Source organism: Curtobacterium sp. NPDC087082, assembly GCF_044745045.1.
Lineage (GTDB): Bacteria > Actinomycetota > Actinomycetes > Actinomycetales > Microbacteriaceae > Curtobacterium.
Genome location: NZ_JBIUZN010000005.1, coordinates 218,119 through 229,980, shown reverse-complemented (window position 1 = coordinate 229,980; position 11,862 = coordinate 218,119). Strand labels below are relative to the sequence as shown.

Below are 11,862 nucleotides of genomic sequence, written 5' to 3'. Positions count from 1 at the left end.
CTACTTGACGGTGATGGCGGGGACGACCGGGCTGCCGTCGACCGCGGGCAGCGAGGCGATCTTGTCGCTCACCACGTACGAGTACTTGTCGAAGAACGTCGGGACGATCGGGAAGTCCTCGAGCACGGCCTTCTGCGTCTGGGCGTAGTAGTCGTTCGCCTCGTCCTGCGAGCCGGCGGAGTCCGCCTTCGCGAGGAGCTGGTCGACCTCGTCCGACTGGTAGTAGCCGGTGCAGGGGGCGCATCCACCCGCGGAGGTGAAGAGTGCGCGGAGGGTGTTCTGCTGGCTGGCGTAGAGCGCGCCCCAGTGCCCGAAGTGCGGCCCCTCGATCTTCTTGTCGGTGAGCTCGGAGTAGTACGAGGCCCAGTCGGTGGTGGCCTTCGCGACGGTGTCGACGCCGAGGTTCTGCCGGATCTGGTTCGCGTACGCCTGGTAGAGCGAGTCGAGGCCGTTGCCGCCGGGGTAGACGAGGGTGATGGTGCCGTCGAAGCCGCCGGCCTTCGCGAGCAGCGCCTTGGCCTTCGTCGGCGAGAACTCGCAGGCCTCGCCGCAGATGCCCTCCTCGGTCCCGGACATGTTCGGCGGGGTCAGCGCCGTGGCGGGTTCGTACAGCCCGCCGTAGATCGCCTTGTTGACCTGCTTGCGGTTGATCGACATCGAGATCGCCCGGCGCACGTCGGGGTCCGAGTAGCGCTCGTCCCAGAGCGGGAAGCCGAGGTAGTCGATGCCGGGGGCGTCGAAGGAGTGCAGGCGGTCCCCGAAGTCCGCGCCGGCGCTCGTCATCTTGTCGGCCGGCAGGAAGAGGACGTCGGCGTTGCCCGCGAGCACGTCGGTGTACGCGGTGTTCATGTCCGAGTAGCTCTTGAAGGTGACGTCCTTCGTCTTCGCCTTCGTGCCCTCGTACCCCTTCCACGCGGTGACGGTGAACGGCTGGTTCGCCTTCCACGCCTCGGTCATCTCGTAGGGGCCGTTGCCGATCGGCTTCGCGTCGTAGGCCTTGAGGTCCTCGTACGCGGCCTCGGGCATCGGGTAGAACGCGGTCTGCGCCTGGCTGAGCTGGAGCGGGAACTGGCTGTCCGCGTGGTCGAGCGTCACGGTGAAGGTGTCCTTCCCGGTCACCTTGAGTCCCGACATCTCCTTCGTCTTCGGCGTACCGGACGCCGGGTTGAGGTCCTCGTAGCCGACGATCGCGGCGAGCTCCCCGCTGTTCTCCCACGCGTTCGGGCCGTAGGCGGTGTGGTTCCACGCCTTGACGTAGCTCTCCGGCGTGACCTCCTCGCCGTTCTGGAACGTCCACCCGTCGCGGAGGGTGATCGTCCACGTGGTGTTGTCGGTCGACTCCACGCTCTTCGCGGCGACGTCGTGGAGCTTCCCCTTCGAGTCGGTCTCGGTGAGCGGCGCGAACAGGCTGAGCACCTGGGTGAAGGCCACCGTCTGGCGACCCGGTGTGAGGTGGTCGGGCTCGCCGGTGGCGTAGACGAGGCTCCCGCCGGAGCCGGCCTGGTCGTCCGCGTTCCCGGTGGCCGAACAGCCCGTGGCCACCAACGCCAGCGTGGCTGCTGCAGCCAGCGCGGCGATCGTCCTGCGTCGCATGTGTGCTCCTCGAGTCCCAGCGCTCCCGGGTCCGGCCCGGTCGTCGTTGACCGAGAAGCTAGGCCCGGCAGAAACCCGAACACAAGACTTCTTTCAGTGATCTCTGAAAGCTTTACCGTTCTGAAACACACCGGAAACGGCGGCCCTCGCGCCGTGGTCACCGTGTGTGCCACGCTGGCGGGCATGCGACACACACCGCACTTCCTGATGACCGACGTCGACGAGGTGCGACGCCTCATCGGGGGCAACCCGTGGGCGACGATCGTCTCGCACACCGAGGCCGGGCTGGTCGCGTCGCACTACCCGTTCCTGCTCGAGACGCCCGCACCGGCCGGCGCTGCCGACCCCGACGAGCTCGTCCTGGTGTCGCACGTCGGCCGCCCGGACGAGGTGGCCCACGAACTCGGTCGACACGAGGTGCTCGTCGTGTTCCAGGGCCCGCACGGCTACGTCTCGCCCGCCTGGTACCCGCCGGAGCAGTTCGTGCCGACCTGGAACCACGTGACGGCGCACTGCTGGGGCACGCCGGAGATCCTGTCCGACGAGGAGAACTTCCGCGTCCTCGGCGAACTCGTCGACCACTTCGAGCGGGTGATGCCCGAGCCGGTCTCCCTCGAGGTCGACGAGGAGACGGCACGCCGGATGGCGAAGGGCACCGTCGGGATCCGCATCCGGGTCACCCGGTTCGACGCCCGCGCGAAGCTCTCGCAGAACAAGGCACCGGAGGTGGTGGACCGGATCGTCGCGGGGCTGCGCGGCGACGGTCCGTACGCCTCGCCGGCACTCGCCGACGAGATGGCCCGTGCACACGGCCTGGAGGCGCGGTGAACGAGGTCCTGCTCCGCACCGTCCGACGGGTGGGCACGTCCGGCGCCCCGTCCGACGTCCGGATCGTCGACGGGCTGGTCACCGCGATCGCGCCGGCCGGCACGCTCGACCCCACGGACGCCGACACCGACGTCGTCGAGACGGCCGGCGCCTGGCTCGGCCCCGGGCTCGTCGACCACCACGTGCACTTCGACCAGTGGGCCCTCGTCCGCCGTCGCGTCGACGTGTCGGCCTGCGACTCGGCGGAGGCGACCGCCGACCTGCTGGCGGAGGTGGCACGCACCGGTGTGGCGGACCGCGTCCTGATCGGCCACGGCTACCGCGACGGGATGTGGCCCCGCCCTGCACGACGTGCGCTGCTCGACCGGATCGAGCCGCGCCTCCCGATCGTCGTCATCAGCGGTGACCTGCACGCCGCCTGGTGCAACGCCGCGGCGCTGGAGCACTTCTCCGGCGTCGTCGGCCGCCCGCTCGTCGCCGGCGACGACGGGGTGCTCCGCGAGCAGGACGCGTTCGACGTGACCGGCGCGCTCTCCCGCGTGCCGGACGAGGTGCTCGACGGCTTCGTCGCCGACGCCGTCGAGGCGGCCGCCGCCCGCGGCGTGACCCGGGTGACCGACCTCGAGATGACCTTCGGACTCGACCGCTGGACCCGCCGTGTGCAGGCCGGCACGGACGGCCTCCGCGTCGACTCGGGGGTCTACCCGGCCGACCTCGACGCCGCGATCCGTCGGGGACTCCGCACCGGCGACGTCGTCGACGGCACCCGCGGGCTCGTCCGGACGGGCCCGTTCAAGGTGATCACCGACGGCTCGCTCGGCACCCGGACGGCGGCGACGGCCTCCGGCGACGGCGTGCTCGTGTGGTCGTTCGAGGACCTCGTGGCGATGGTCCGTCGGGCGGTCGACGCCGGGCTCGTCCCCGCAGTGCACGCGATCGGCGACCGGGCGAACACCCTCGCGCTCGACGTCTTCGAGGCCGTCGGCGCACGCGGCACGATCGAGCACGCGCAGTTGCTGGCGGACACCGACCTGGAGCGGTTCGCACGGCTCGGGGTGGCCGCGTCGGTGCAGCCCGAGCACGCGATGGACGACCGCGACATCGCCGACCGCTACTGGGCCGGGATGACCGAGCGAGCGTTCCCGTTCGCGTCCCTCGACCGTGCCGGTGCCCGGCTGCTGCTCGGCTCGGACGCGCCGGTCGCGCCGCTCGACCCGTGGGTGTCGATGGCCGCGGCCGTCGGACGCGACCGGGACGGCCGCGAGCCGTGGCACCCGGCCGAACGCCTCGGCGTGCTGACGGCCTGGCGCGGGTCGACCGAGGGCGGTCGGGTCGGGGTGGCCGTCGGCGACGTCGCGGACCTCGTGCTGCTCGAGGCGGACCCGCTCACGGCGAGCGGTTCGGAACCGCTCCGCCGGGCGCGGGTCCTCGGGACCGCGATCGCCGGACGGTTCACGTACCGGGACGTCTGACCGGCGCTACTTCTGGTCCTTCGGGCACCAGTAGAGCTTGCGGCCGGCCATGTCGGCCATCCGGATCTCGGTGCCGCACACCCGGCAGGGTTCGCCCTCGCGGTGGTAGACCCAGTGCCGGTCCTTCCGGGACCGGACGGCCTTCGCGTGCTCGCTCTTCGACAGGCCGTCCATGGTCAGCATGAGGCCGTCGCGGACGCCCTCGTGCAGGAGCTTCGACCAGTCGTGCCAGAGCGCCTTCGCCTGCTTGACGGTGAGCTGCTTCCCCGGCTTGTACGGATCGATGCGCTGCCGGAACAGCAGCTCGGCGCGGTAGATGTTGCCGATGCCGCTCACGACGGCCTGGTCCATGAGCAGCTGCCCGATCGCGACGTTCCGCTTCCGGACGTTGTCGACGAAGGTCTTCTCGGCCTCGGGACCGTCGTCGTTGATCGGGTCCGGGCCGAGCTTGTCGAGCGCCTTCTGCACGCCGGCCGGGTCCTCGACGACGCACGCCGTCGGGCCGCGGAGGTCGGCGACCGTGTCCTCGGTGAGCAGCCGCACGCGCACCTGTCCGACGGGGTCCGGCGGGAACGCCTCGATCGGGTCCTCGACCTTCTCCTGCTCGGCCATCCGGTAGCGGGCGAGACGGGGAGCGCCGATCGACGTCAGGGACTCCTCGCCGTCGTCGTCCGACAGCGCCCCGGCGGTGGAGAGGTCCCCCGCGAAGTCCCACGCCCCGTAGAGGCCGAGGTGGACGCGCAGGAACCGATCGCCCTCGAACTCGAGGAACATCTGCTTGCCGACGGCCCGGGCGGCGACCATGCGCGTGCCGTCGAGCTGGGCGGCACCGGTGGCGAACCGTCCCTGCGGACTCGACACCTCGCAGCGTTTGCCGACGAAGTGCCGGGTGAACTGGTTGGCGATGCGGTGGACGGAGTGACCCTCGGGCATTGCTCTTGTCTACTCGGCCTTACTGGTCGATCTGCTTGCCGGCGATCAGGCCGGTGGTCTCGTACTCGGCGAGCTGCGCGATGCGGCGGGCGTGACGCTCCTCGCCCGAAAACGGCTCGGCGATGAACAGGTCGACGAACCGGATCGCTTCGTCCTCGGTGTGCTGGCGGGCGCCGATCGAGATGACGTTGGCGTCGTTGTGCTGGCGGGCGAGGAGCGCGGTGGACTCGTTCCACACGAGCGCGGCACGGACGCCCTCGACCTTGTTCGCGGCGATCTGCTCGCCGTTGCCGGACCCCCCGAACACGACACCGAGCGCCTGGACGCCCGCACGCTGGTCCTGCACCACGGCGTGCGCGGCGTTGATGCAGAACGAGGGGTAGTCGTCGAGCGCGTCGTACTCGGTCGGACCGTGGTCCACCACCTCGTGCCCGGCCTCCGTCAGGTGGGTGGCGAGGGTCTTGTTGAACTCGAGGCCGGCGTGGTCCGTTCCGAGGTGGATGCGCATGGGATCGATCCTATTCCTGCGACTACTGCCCCCGGACCACGACCACGACGTACCGCGTGGGCTCCTCGCCCGGGTTCCGGTAGACGACGTCGGCGGGGTCCCCGAGCTCGATGCGGTCCCCCGCGGCGAGCCGCGTCGGCTCGCCGCCGACGACGAGTTCGAGCACGCCGTCGACCACCCAGATGCAGTGGCGCAGGAACGCGTACGCGGACGCCGGGTAGGCCACTTCGCGGCCCGACGGGAGGCGCACCTCGGTGACGTCCGCGGGGAATGCCGCACTCGAGATCGGTCGACGCCGGTACCCGGTCTCGGGATCGGTCCAGGAGTCGGCGGTCGCGCCGCGCTGGACGCCCCGCGCGTCGTCGGGATCGGTCGCCCGGGGCACCTCGTGGTCGAGGGACTCGTCGAGGAGCTGTGAGACCGTGAGCCCGAACGCTCCCGACAGCCGCCCGAGGATGGTCGCCGTCGGGCTCGACACCCCGCGTTCGACGCGGTTGATCATGGCGCGGGAGACCCCGGACTCCTCGGCGAGCTCGGTGAGGCTCCACTTCCGCTCCGTGCGGAGGCGCTGCAGGCGCTCGCCGAGCCGTCGCTGGTCGGCGTCGTCCGCCGTTTCCGGTTCCGACTCCGGTGCGTCTACGATGTGAGACATGACGACAGCATATGCGACGAACGGGTCGAGTCCGGTCACCGTCCGGGAGTGCGAGCCGCGCGACCTCGACGTCGTCCACGCGCTGCACGTCGACGCCGTCCTGCACTCCACCGCCATCTGGCAGGAGGAGCCGCACCCGCGCTCGTACTTCGACAGCTGGCTCGCCGAGCGTCGCGCCGACGGCTACCCGGTCCTCGTCGCCGAAGTCGGCGGGCAGGTCGCCGGCTACGCGACGTACTCGCAGTGGCGGCCGCACCAGGGGTACCGGCTGACGGTGGAGCACAGCGTGTACGTCGTCGAGGCGTTCCGTGGGCGGGGCATCGCGACCGTGCTCATGGACGCCCTCGTCGCACGGGCACGGGCGGAGGGGCGGCACGTCCTGATGGCGGGGATCTGCAGCGAGAACGCCGGGTCGATCGCCCTGCACGCCAAGCTCGGGTTCGACACGGTGGCCGTCGTGCCCGAGGTCGGACGCAAGTTCGACCGCTGGCTCGACCTGACGCTCATGCGGCTCCCGCTCGCCTGAGCCGGGCCGGCGGGGCGGACGCGCGCCGCGCCTCCTGGCCCCCGCGCACAACCAAAGTGCATCCGAACCGGACGTTGTCGTGGTTCGGGTGCACTCCGGTTGTGCGGCGAGCAGCGAGCGTGACCGGACGGTTCCCGTGGTCGTGGCGCGTGACAGCGCACAACCAAAGCGCATCCGAACCGGACGTTGTCGTGGTTCGGGTGCACTCCGGTTGTGCGGCGACCATCCGCGCCGGGTGACGGCGCCGCCGGGCCGACGTCAGTCGGTGGTGTCGAAGATCGGTCCGACGGTCCGCGAGCGCTTGAGCTCGAAGAAGCCCGGGTACTTGGCGACCGCGACGACGCCGTCCCACAGGTCGAGCGCCTCCTGGCCCTTCGGCGCCGGCGAGATGACCGGGCCGAAGAAGGCGGTGCCCTCGACGGCGATGACCGGCGTCCCGACGTCCTGGCCGACCCGGTCGATGCCGTCCTGGTGGCTGGCGCGGACGGCCTGGTCGACCTCGTCCGTCCATGCGTACTCGAGCAGGTCGGCGTCGAGGCCGAGCTCCGCGAGCACCGCCGGCACGACCTGCTCCGGGTCCTGCTCCTGGCGGTGGTGGATGTGCTCGCCGAGCGCGTCGTAGAGCGGCTTGACGATCTCCTGGCCGAGGCGGAGCCGTGCAGCGGTCACGATGCGCGGGTAGACCTGCCCGGCCACGAGCCGCTCGCGGTAGGTGTCGGGGACGTCCTGGTCCTCGTTGAGGACGAACAGGCTCATCACGTTCCAGGTGACGTCGAGGTCGCGGTGCCGGGCGACCTCGCCGACCCAGCGGCTCGTCATCCAGGCCCAGGGGCAGTTCGGGTCGAACCAGAACTCCACAGCGGTGCGGTCGGCGGTCGTCTTGTCCACAGTCGTGTCGGTCACGGATGCGAGCGTACGCGTGCTCGCTAGGCTGGAGGCGACCGTCCCGCCGGTGCACGACGCCGTGCCGGGACCCCCCTCACGCGGACAAGGACCGTCCGTGTGCAACCGCGAAGATGGAGCGTCCGTGCCCGGAGAGAACCTCACCCGAATCGAAGCCCAGGAACGTGCCGCGATCGTCGACGTGCAGACGTACGACGTCGAGCTCGACCTGACCCGCGGTGCCGAGACGTTCGGCAGCACCACGCGGGTGCGCTTCACCGCCACCGCCGGTGCGTCCACGTTCATCGACGCCATCACGAAGTCGGTGCACTCGATCACGCTGAACGGCACGGCGCTCGACGTCGCCGCCGTGAACGACGGGGTCCGCATCCAGCTCGACGGCCTGCAGGAGCAGAACGAGCTCGTGGTCGTCAGCGACGCGCTCTACACGAACACGGGCGAGGGCCTGCACCGCTTCGTCGACCCGGTCGACGACGAGGTGTACCTGTACTCCCAGTTCGAGGTGCCCGACTCGCGTCGCATGTTCGCCGTGTTCGAGCAGCCCGACCTCAAGGCCGAGTTCACCTTCACCGTGACGGCGCCGTCCCGGTGGCAGGTCGTCTCGAACTCCCCCACGCCCGAGCCGCACGTCGACGGCGACATCGCCACGTGGGCCTTCCTCCCGACGGCGAAGATCTCGAGCTACATCACCGCGCTCGTCGCCGGCCCGTACGAGGTCGTGCGAGACGAGCTGACGAGCCGCGACGGCCGGACCATCCCGCTCGGCGTCTTCGCGCGGAAGTCGCTGGCCGAGTACCTCGACCCCGAGTACGTCTTCGGGACCACGAAGAAGGGCTTCGCCTACTACGAGGAGAAGTTCGACGTCCCGTACCCCTTCGAGAAGTACGACCAGCTGTTCGTGCCGGAGTTCAACGCCGGCGCGATGGAGAACGCCGGGGCCGTCACCTTCACCGAGACCTACGTCTTCCGGTCGAAGGTCACCGACGCCATCAAGGAGCGCCGGGTCGTCACGATCCTGCACGAGCTCGCCCACATGTGGTTCGGCGACCTCGTCACCATGAAGTGGTGGAACGACCTGTGGCTCAACGAGTCCTTCGCCGAGTGGGCCTCGACGATCGCCACGGCCGAGGCCACCGAGTGGACCGAGGCGTGGACCACGTTCCAGGCGATGGAGAAGTCCTGGGCCTACCGCCAGGACCAGCTCCCCTCGACGCACCCGATCGTCGCGACGATCAACGACCTCGAGGACGTCCAGGTCAACTTCGACGGCATCACGTACGCCAAGGGCGGCTCCGTCCTGAAGCAGCTCGTGGCGTGGGTCGGCATCGACGCGTTCTTCGCGGGCGTCTCGGCGTACTTCAAGAAGCACCACCACTCGAACACCGAGCTGCGCGACCTGCTCGTCGAGCTCGAGGCCACCAGCGGCCGTGACCTCTCCGAGTGGTCGAAGGCCTGGCTCGAGACCGCCGGGGTGAACACGCTCCGCCCCGAGATCGAGGTCGACGAGTCCGGCGCGATCACGTCGTTCGCCGTGCTGCAGGAAGCGCCGGCCGACTACCCGACGCTCCGTCCGCACCGCCTGGCGATCGGCGTCTACGCCGTCACGCAGGACGCGGACGCACCGTTCGGCGCCGACACCGCGTCCTCCGGCGGCAAGCTCGAGCGCGTGCACCGCGTCGAGATCGACGTCGACGGTGCCCGCACCGAGGTCCCGGAGCTCGTCGGCGTGCAGCGCGGCGACCTCGTGCTCCTCAACGACGACGACCTCGCCTACGCCAAGATCCGTCTCGACGAGCACTCGCGCCGGACCGCGATCGAGCACCTCGCCTCGATCGCGAACCCGCTCGCCCGCTCGATCGTGTGGGGCGCGATGTGGGACGCCACGCGTGACGCCGAGTCGCCCGCCAGCGACTACGTCCGCCTGGTGCTCGGCAACATCGCCACCGAGACCGAGTCGACCACGATCCGCACGACGCTCTCGCAGCTGCTCCTGACCGCGCGCAACTACGTCGCGCCGGCGAAGGTCGACCAGACCGTGCGCACCGTCGGCGACACGCTCTGGAACCTCGCGTCGAGCGCCGAGGCCGGTTCCGACGCGCAGTTCCAGTTCGTGAAGTTCTTCGCGCAGATCGCCTCCACGCCCGAGCACGTGGCCACCCTGAGCGGCCTGCGCGACGGTTCGGTGACGCTGAACGGGCTCGAGATCGACACCGACCTGCGCTGGGAGCTGCTCGAGGGCCTCGTGCTCGCGGGTGCCGCCTCCGGTGCCGAGGTCGACGCCGAGCTCGCTGCGGACAAGACCGCGTCGGGCGAGCAGGCCGCCGCGCGTGCCCGTGCGACGATCCCCACGGCCGAGGGCAAGCTCGCGGCGTTCTCGTCGCTCGTGGACTCGTCCGAGCTGCCCAACGCGATCGTGCGCCAGACGACGGTGGGCTACCAGCACGTGAACAGCCCGGTCGTGCTCGAGGGGCTCGTCCCGAAGTACTTCGACGTGCTCACGCGCATCTGGGCCGAGCGCAGCTACCACATGGCCGACACCATCGTCTCGGGGCTCTACCCGGCGCCGCTCGCGTCGGCCGAGCTGCGGGACGCCGCGGCCGCGTGGCTCGAGGCGCACCCGGAGACCCCGGCGCTGCGTCGCATCGTGTCCGAGAGCCTGGCGGGGACCGAGCGTGCCCTGCGGGTCCAGGCGGCGGACGCCTGAGTCTCGGATGAGGATCGGCGGGGTCCTGGCGTTCCCCAGGGGACGCCAGGGCCCCGCCCTCTAGCATCGACCGGATCATGACCTTGGTTGCAGTTCCCTCCCCGACCCCGTCAGGCCCGGCAGAGGCCGTCTCGCAGACGTTCGGCGAGTTCGTCGACACCTGGCACGTCCCGATCACGATCGTCATCACGATCCTCGCCGCGCTGGTCCTGCGGATCATCCTGCGGCACTCGATCAAGGGCGTCGTCGACCGCGTCGTGAACGGCGTGAAGAAGCGCCAGGGCGCGACCGACACGCAGGCACTCATCGCGTCGCCGATCCAGACCGCCCGCGTCGTCCAGCGCACCCGCACGCTCGGCAGCGTGCTCGAGAACCTCGCGACGGTGATCGTCGTCGTGCTCGCACTCGTCGTCATCATCCCGCTCGTCATCCCGAACGCGGCCGTCGGGATCGTCGGCGGTGCCTCGCTCGTCGCCGCCGGGCTCGCGGTCGGCGCACAGAGCATCGTGCGCGACCTGCTCTCCGGCGTGTTCATGATCCTCGAGGACCAGGCCGGCGTCGGCGACGTCGTCGACACCGGCCAGGCCACCGGCGTCGTCGAGAACGTCGGGCTGCGGGTCATGCAGATCCGCGACGTGAACGGCATCCTCTGGTTCGTGCCGAACGGGCAGATCCTGCGCGTCGGCAACCTCTCGCAGGGCTGGTCGCGCGTCCTCGTCGACATCACGGTCCCGTACGACACCGACATCGACGCCGTGCAGGACGCCCTCCTCAAGGCCGCGGTCACGATGTCGCAGGAGCCCCGGTGGCGCCAGCGCATCGTCGAGAAGCCGGAGATCTGGGGCCTGCAGTCGATCACGGACGCCGGCATGGTGTTCCGGCTCGTCGTGAAGACGCGGGCGTCCGAGCTCGACGTCGTCGGCCGCGAGCTCCGCGTCCGGTTGAAGCACGCCGTCGACGAACTCGGCGTGACCCTGCCCGCGATGGCGATGATCATGCCCGCCGGGTGGGAGAACGCGACGTCGATCAACGGTCTGCGCACCGTGCGGACCCAGCCCACGCCGGCGCCGACCAAGCCCCGACGCGGCCGCAAGAACGTCCTCGGTCAGCCGATCCGGACCGACGACCCCGACGCCGGGAAGGACCCGCGATGACCGACCCCACCCCGCCCGCACAGCCGATCACGCTGCGGGTCGGCGAGCACGGCGCCTCGGCCACCGGCTCCCTCTTCGAGCGCATCGGGGGCGCGCCCACCTTCGACCGGCTCGTCCGGCGCTTCTACGAGGGCGTGCAGCAGGACGACGTCATCTGGCCGATGTACCCGGCGGACGACCTCGAGGGGGCGATCTGGCGTCTCTCGGCCTTCCTGCAGCAGTACTGGGGCGGCCCGGGGACCTACAGCGAGGAACGCGGACACCCCCGTCTGCGGATGCGGCACATGCCGTTCCGGATCACGTCCGAGGCCCGCGAACGCTGGCTCCACCAGATGCGCGAGGCGGTCGAGTCCCTCCAGCTCGCGCCCCTCGACGAGGCAGAGCTCTGGGCCTACCTCGACCGGGCGGCGCACGCCATGACGAACACGTTCGACTGACGGACGTGCGCGGCTGACGGACTGGAGGCGGGGGGGGCCCCGGGCCCCCCCCCCCCCGGCCGGCCCCGGGGGGGGCCCCGGGGGGGGGGGGGGCCCCCGGCCCCCCCCCCCCCCGGCGACCGCGGGGGCGGGGCCGCGGGGTGTAGCCCGCA

Annotated in this window: 11 protein-coding genes; 6 read left to right on the top strand and 5 right to left on the bottom strand. The window is 70.8% G+C overall.

Translation table 11 applies throughout. From position 1 onward, the window contains the following. Entirely contained in the window at positions 1-1,593 is a 1,593-nt protein-coding gene (locus ACIPEP_RS14645; RefSeq protein WP_229085062.1) for an ABC transporter substrate-binding protein, read from the bottom strand. A gap of 183 nt (positions 1,594-1,776) precedes the next feature. Here ACIPEP_RS14645 and ACIPEP_RS14640 point away from each other — a divergent pair, with 183 nt between their 5' ends. Further along, positions 1,777-2,421 carry an FMN-binding negative transcriptional regulator gene (locus tag ACIPEP_RS14640; RefSeq protein ID WP_402717660.1) on the top strand — a complete coding sequence of 215 codons (645 nt, stop codon included), beginning with the start codon at positions 1,777-1,779 and terminating at the stop codon, positions 2,419-2,421. Further along, entirely contained in the window at positions 2,418-3,893 is a 1,476-nt protein-coding gene (locus ACIPEP_RS14635) for an amidohydrolase (RefSeq protein WP_402717659.1), read from the top strand. The genes ACIPEP_RS14640 and ACIPEP_RS14635 overlap by 4 nt, the downstream gene beginning before the upstream one ends. A gap of 6 nt (positions 3,894-3,899) precedes the next feature. Here ACIPEP_RS14635 and ACIPEP_RS14630 read toward each other — a convergent pair whose 3' ends face one another. From ACIPEP_RS14630 to ACIPEP_RS14620, 3 genes are read right to left on the bottom strand one after another with little or no spacing between them, the layout of a single operon-like run. Continuing rightward, entirely contained in the window at positions 3,900-4,826 is a 927-nt protein-coding gene (locus ACIPEP_RS14630; protein WP_402717658.1) for an Fpg/Nei family DNA glycosylase, read from the bottom strand. 19 nt (positions 4,827-4,845) lie between these two features. Continuing rightward, the gene (locus ACIPEP_RS14625) at positions 4,846-5,334 is read right to left on the bottom strand and encodes a ribose-5-phosphate isomerase (protein WP_070416594.1); all 489 of its coding nucleotides are present in this window, start codon (positions 5,332-5,334) and stop codon (positions 4,846-4,848) included. Positions 5,335-5,356: 22 nt separating this feature from the next. Further along, positions 5,357-5,986: an XRE family transcriptional regulator gene (locus ACIPEP_RS14620; protein ID WP_083413707.1), complete on the bottom strand. Its 630-nt coding sequence runs from the start codon at positions 5,984-5,986 to the stop codon at positions 5,357-5,359. Between ACIPEP_RS14620 and ACIPEP_RS14615 the strand changes: the two genes are divergently transcribed. Next, positions 5,985-6,512 carry a GNAT family N-acetyltransferase gene (locus tag ACIPEP_RS14615; RefSeq protein WP_402717657.1) on the top strand — a complete coding sequence of 176 codons (528 nt, stop codon included), beginning with the start codon at positions 5,985-5,987 and terminating at the stop codon, positions 6,510-6,512. The two genes, ACIPEP_RS14620 and ACIPEP_RS14615, sit on opposite strands and share 2 nt — an antisense overlap. Positions 6,513-6,770: 258 nt before the next feature. Here ACIPEP_RS14615 and ACIPEP_RS14610 read toward each other — a convergent pair whose 3' ends face one another. After that, on the bottom strand, positions 6,771-7,331 hold the full coding sequence (locus ACIPEP_RS14610; RefSeq protein ID WP_217637385.1) for a disulfide bond formation protein DsbA: 561 nt from the start codon (positions 7,329-7,331) through the stop codon (positions 6,771-6,773). A gap of 208 nt (positions 7,332-7,539) precedes the next feature. On the opposite strand from ACIPEP_RS14610, the gene pepN reads away from it, so the two are divergent. The 3 genes from pepN to ACIPEP_RS14595 all read left to right on the top strand — a co-directional run bounded on the left by pepN (position 7,540) and on the right by ACIPEP_RS14595 (position 11,710). Further along, positions 7,540-10,119, top strand: coding sequence for an aminopeptidase N (gene pepN / locus ACIPEP_RS14605; RefSeq protein ID WP_402717656.1), 2,580 nt, complete (start codon positions 7,540-7,542; stop codon positions 10,117-10,119). Positions 10,120-10,196: 77 nt separating this feature from the next. Next, positions 10,197-11,273, top strand: a complete 1,077-nt coding sequence (locus ACIPEP_RS14600; RefSeq protein ID WP_402717655.1) for a mechanosensitive ion channel family protein — start codon at positions 10,197-10,199, stop codon at positions 11,271-11,273. Further along, positions 11,270-11,710, top strand: coding sequence for a globin (locus tag ACIPEP_RS14595; protein WP_402717654.1), 441 nt, complete (start codon positions 11,270-11,272; stop codon positions 11,708-11,710). Before ACIPEP_RS14600 ends, ACIPEP_RS14595 begins: the two co-directional genes overlap by 4 nt. Positions 11,711-11,862 lie beyond the last annotated feature (152 nt).

Bases quoted from the DNA above. Each gene is read 5' to 3' on its own strand.
- ACIPEP_RS14645 (WP_229085062.1), bottom strand. From the start codon at position 1,593: ATGCGACGCAGGACGATCGCCGCGCTGGCTGCAGCAGCCACGCTGGCG.
- ACIPEP_RS14640 (WP_402717660.1), top strand. From the start codon at position 1,777: ATGCGACACACACCGCACTTCCTGATGACCGACGTCGACGAGGTGCGA.
- ACIPEP_RS14630 (WP_402717658.1), bottom strand. From the start codon at position 4,826: ATGCCCGAGGGTCACTCCGTCCACCGCATCGCCAACCAGTTCACCCGG.
- ACIPEP_RS14625 (WP_070416594.1), bottom strand. From the start codon at position 5,334: ATGCGCATCCACCTCGGAACGGACCACGCCGGCCTCGAGTTCAACAAG.
- ACIPEP_RS14615 (WP_402717657.1), top strand. From the start codon at position 5,985: ATGACGACAGCATATGCGACGAACGGGTCGAGTCCGGTCACCGTCCGG.
- ACIPEP_RS14620 (WP_083413707.1), bottom strand. From the start codon at position 5,986: ATGTCTCACATCGTAGACGCACCGGAGTCGGAACCGGAAACGGCGGAC.
- ACIPEP_RS14610 (WP_217637385.1), bottom strand. From the start codon at position 7,331: ATGACGAGCCGCTGGGTCGGCGAGGTCGCCCGGCACCGCGACCTCGAC.
- ACIPEP_RS14600 (WP_402717655.1), top strand. From the start codon at position 10,197: ATGACCTTGGTTGCAGTTCCCTCCCCGACCCCGTCAGGCCCGGCAGAG.
- ACIPEP_RS14595 (WP_402717654.1), top strand. From the start codon at position 11,270: ATGACCGACCCCACCCCGCCCGCACAGCCGATCACGCTGCGGGTCGGC.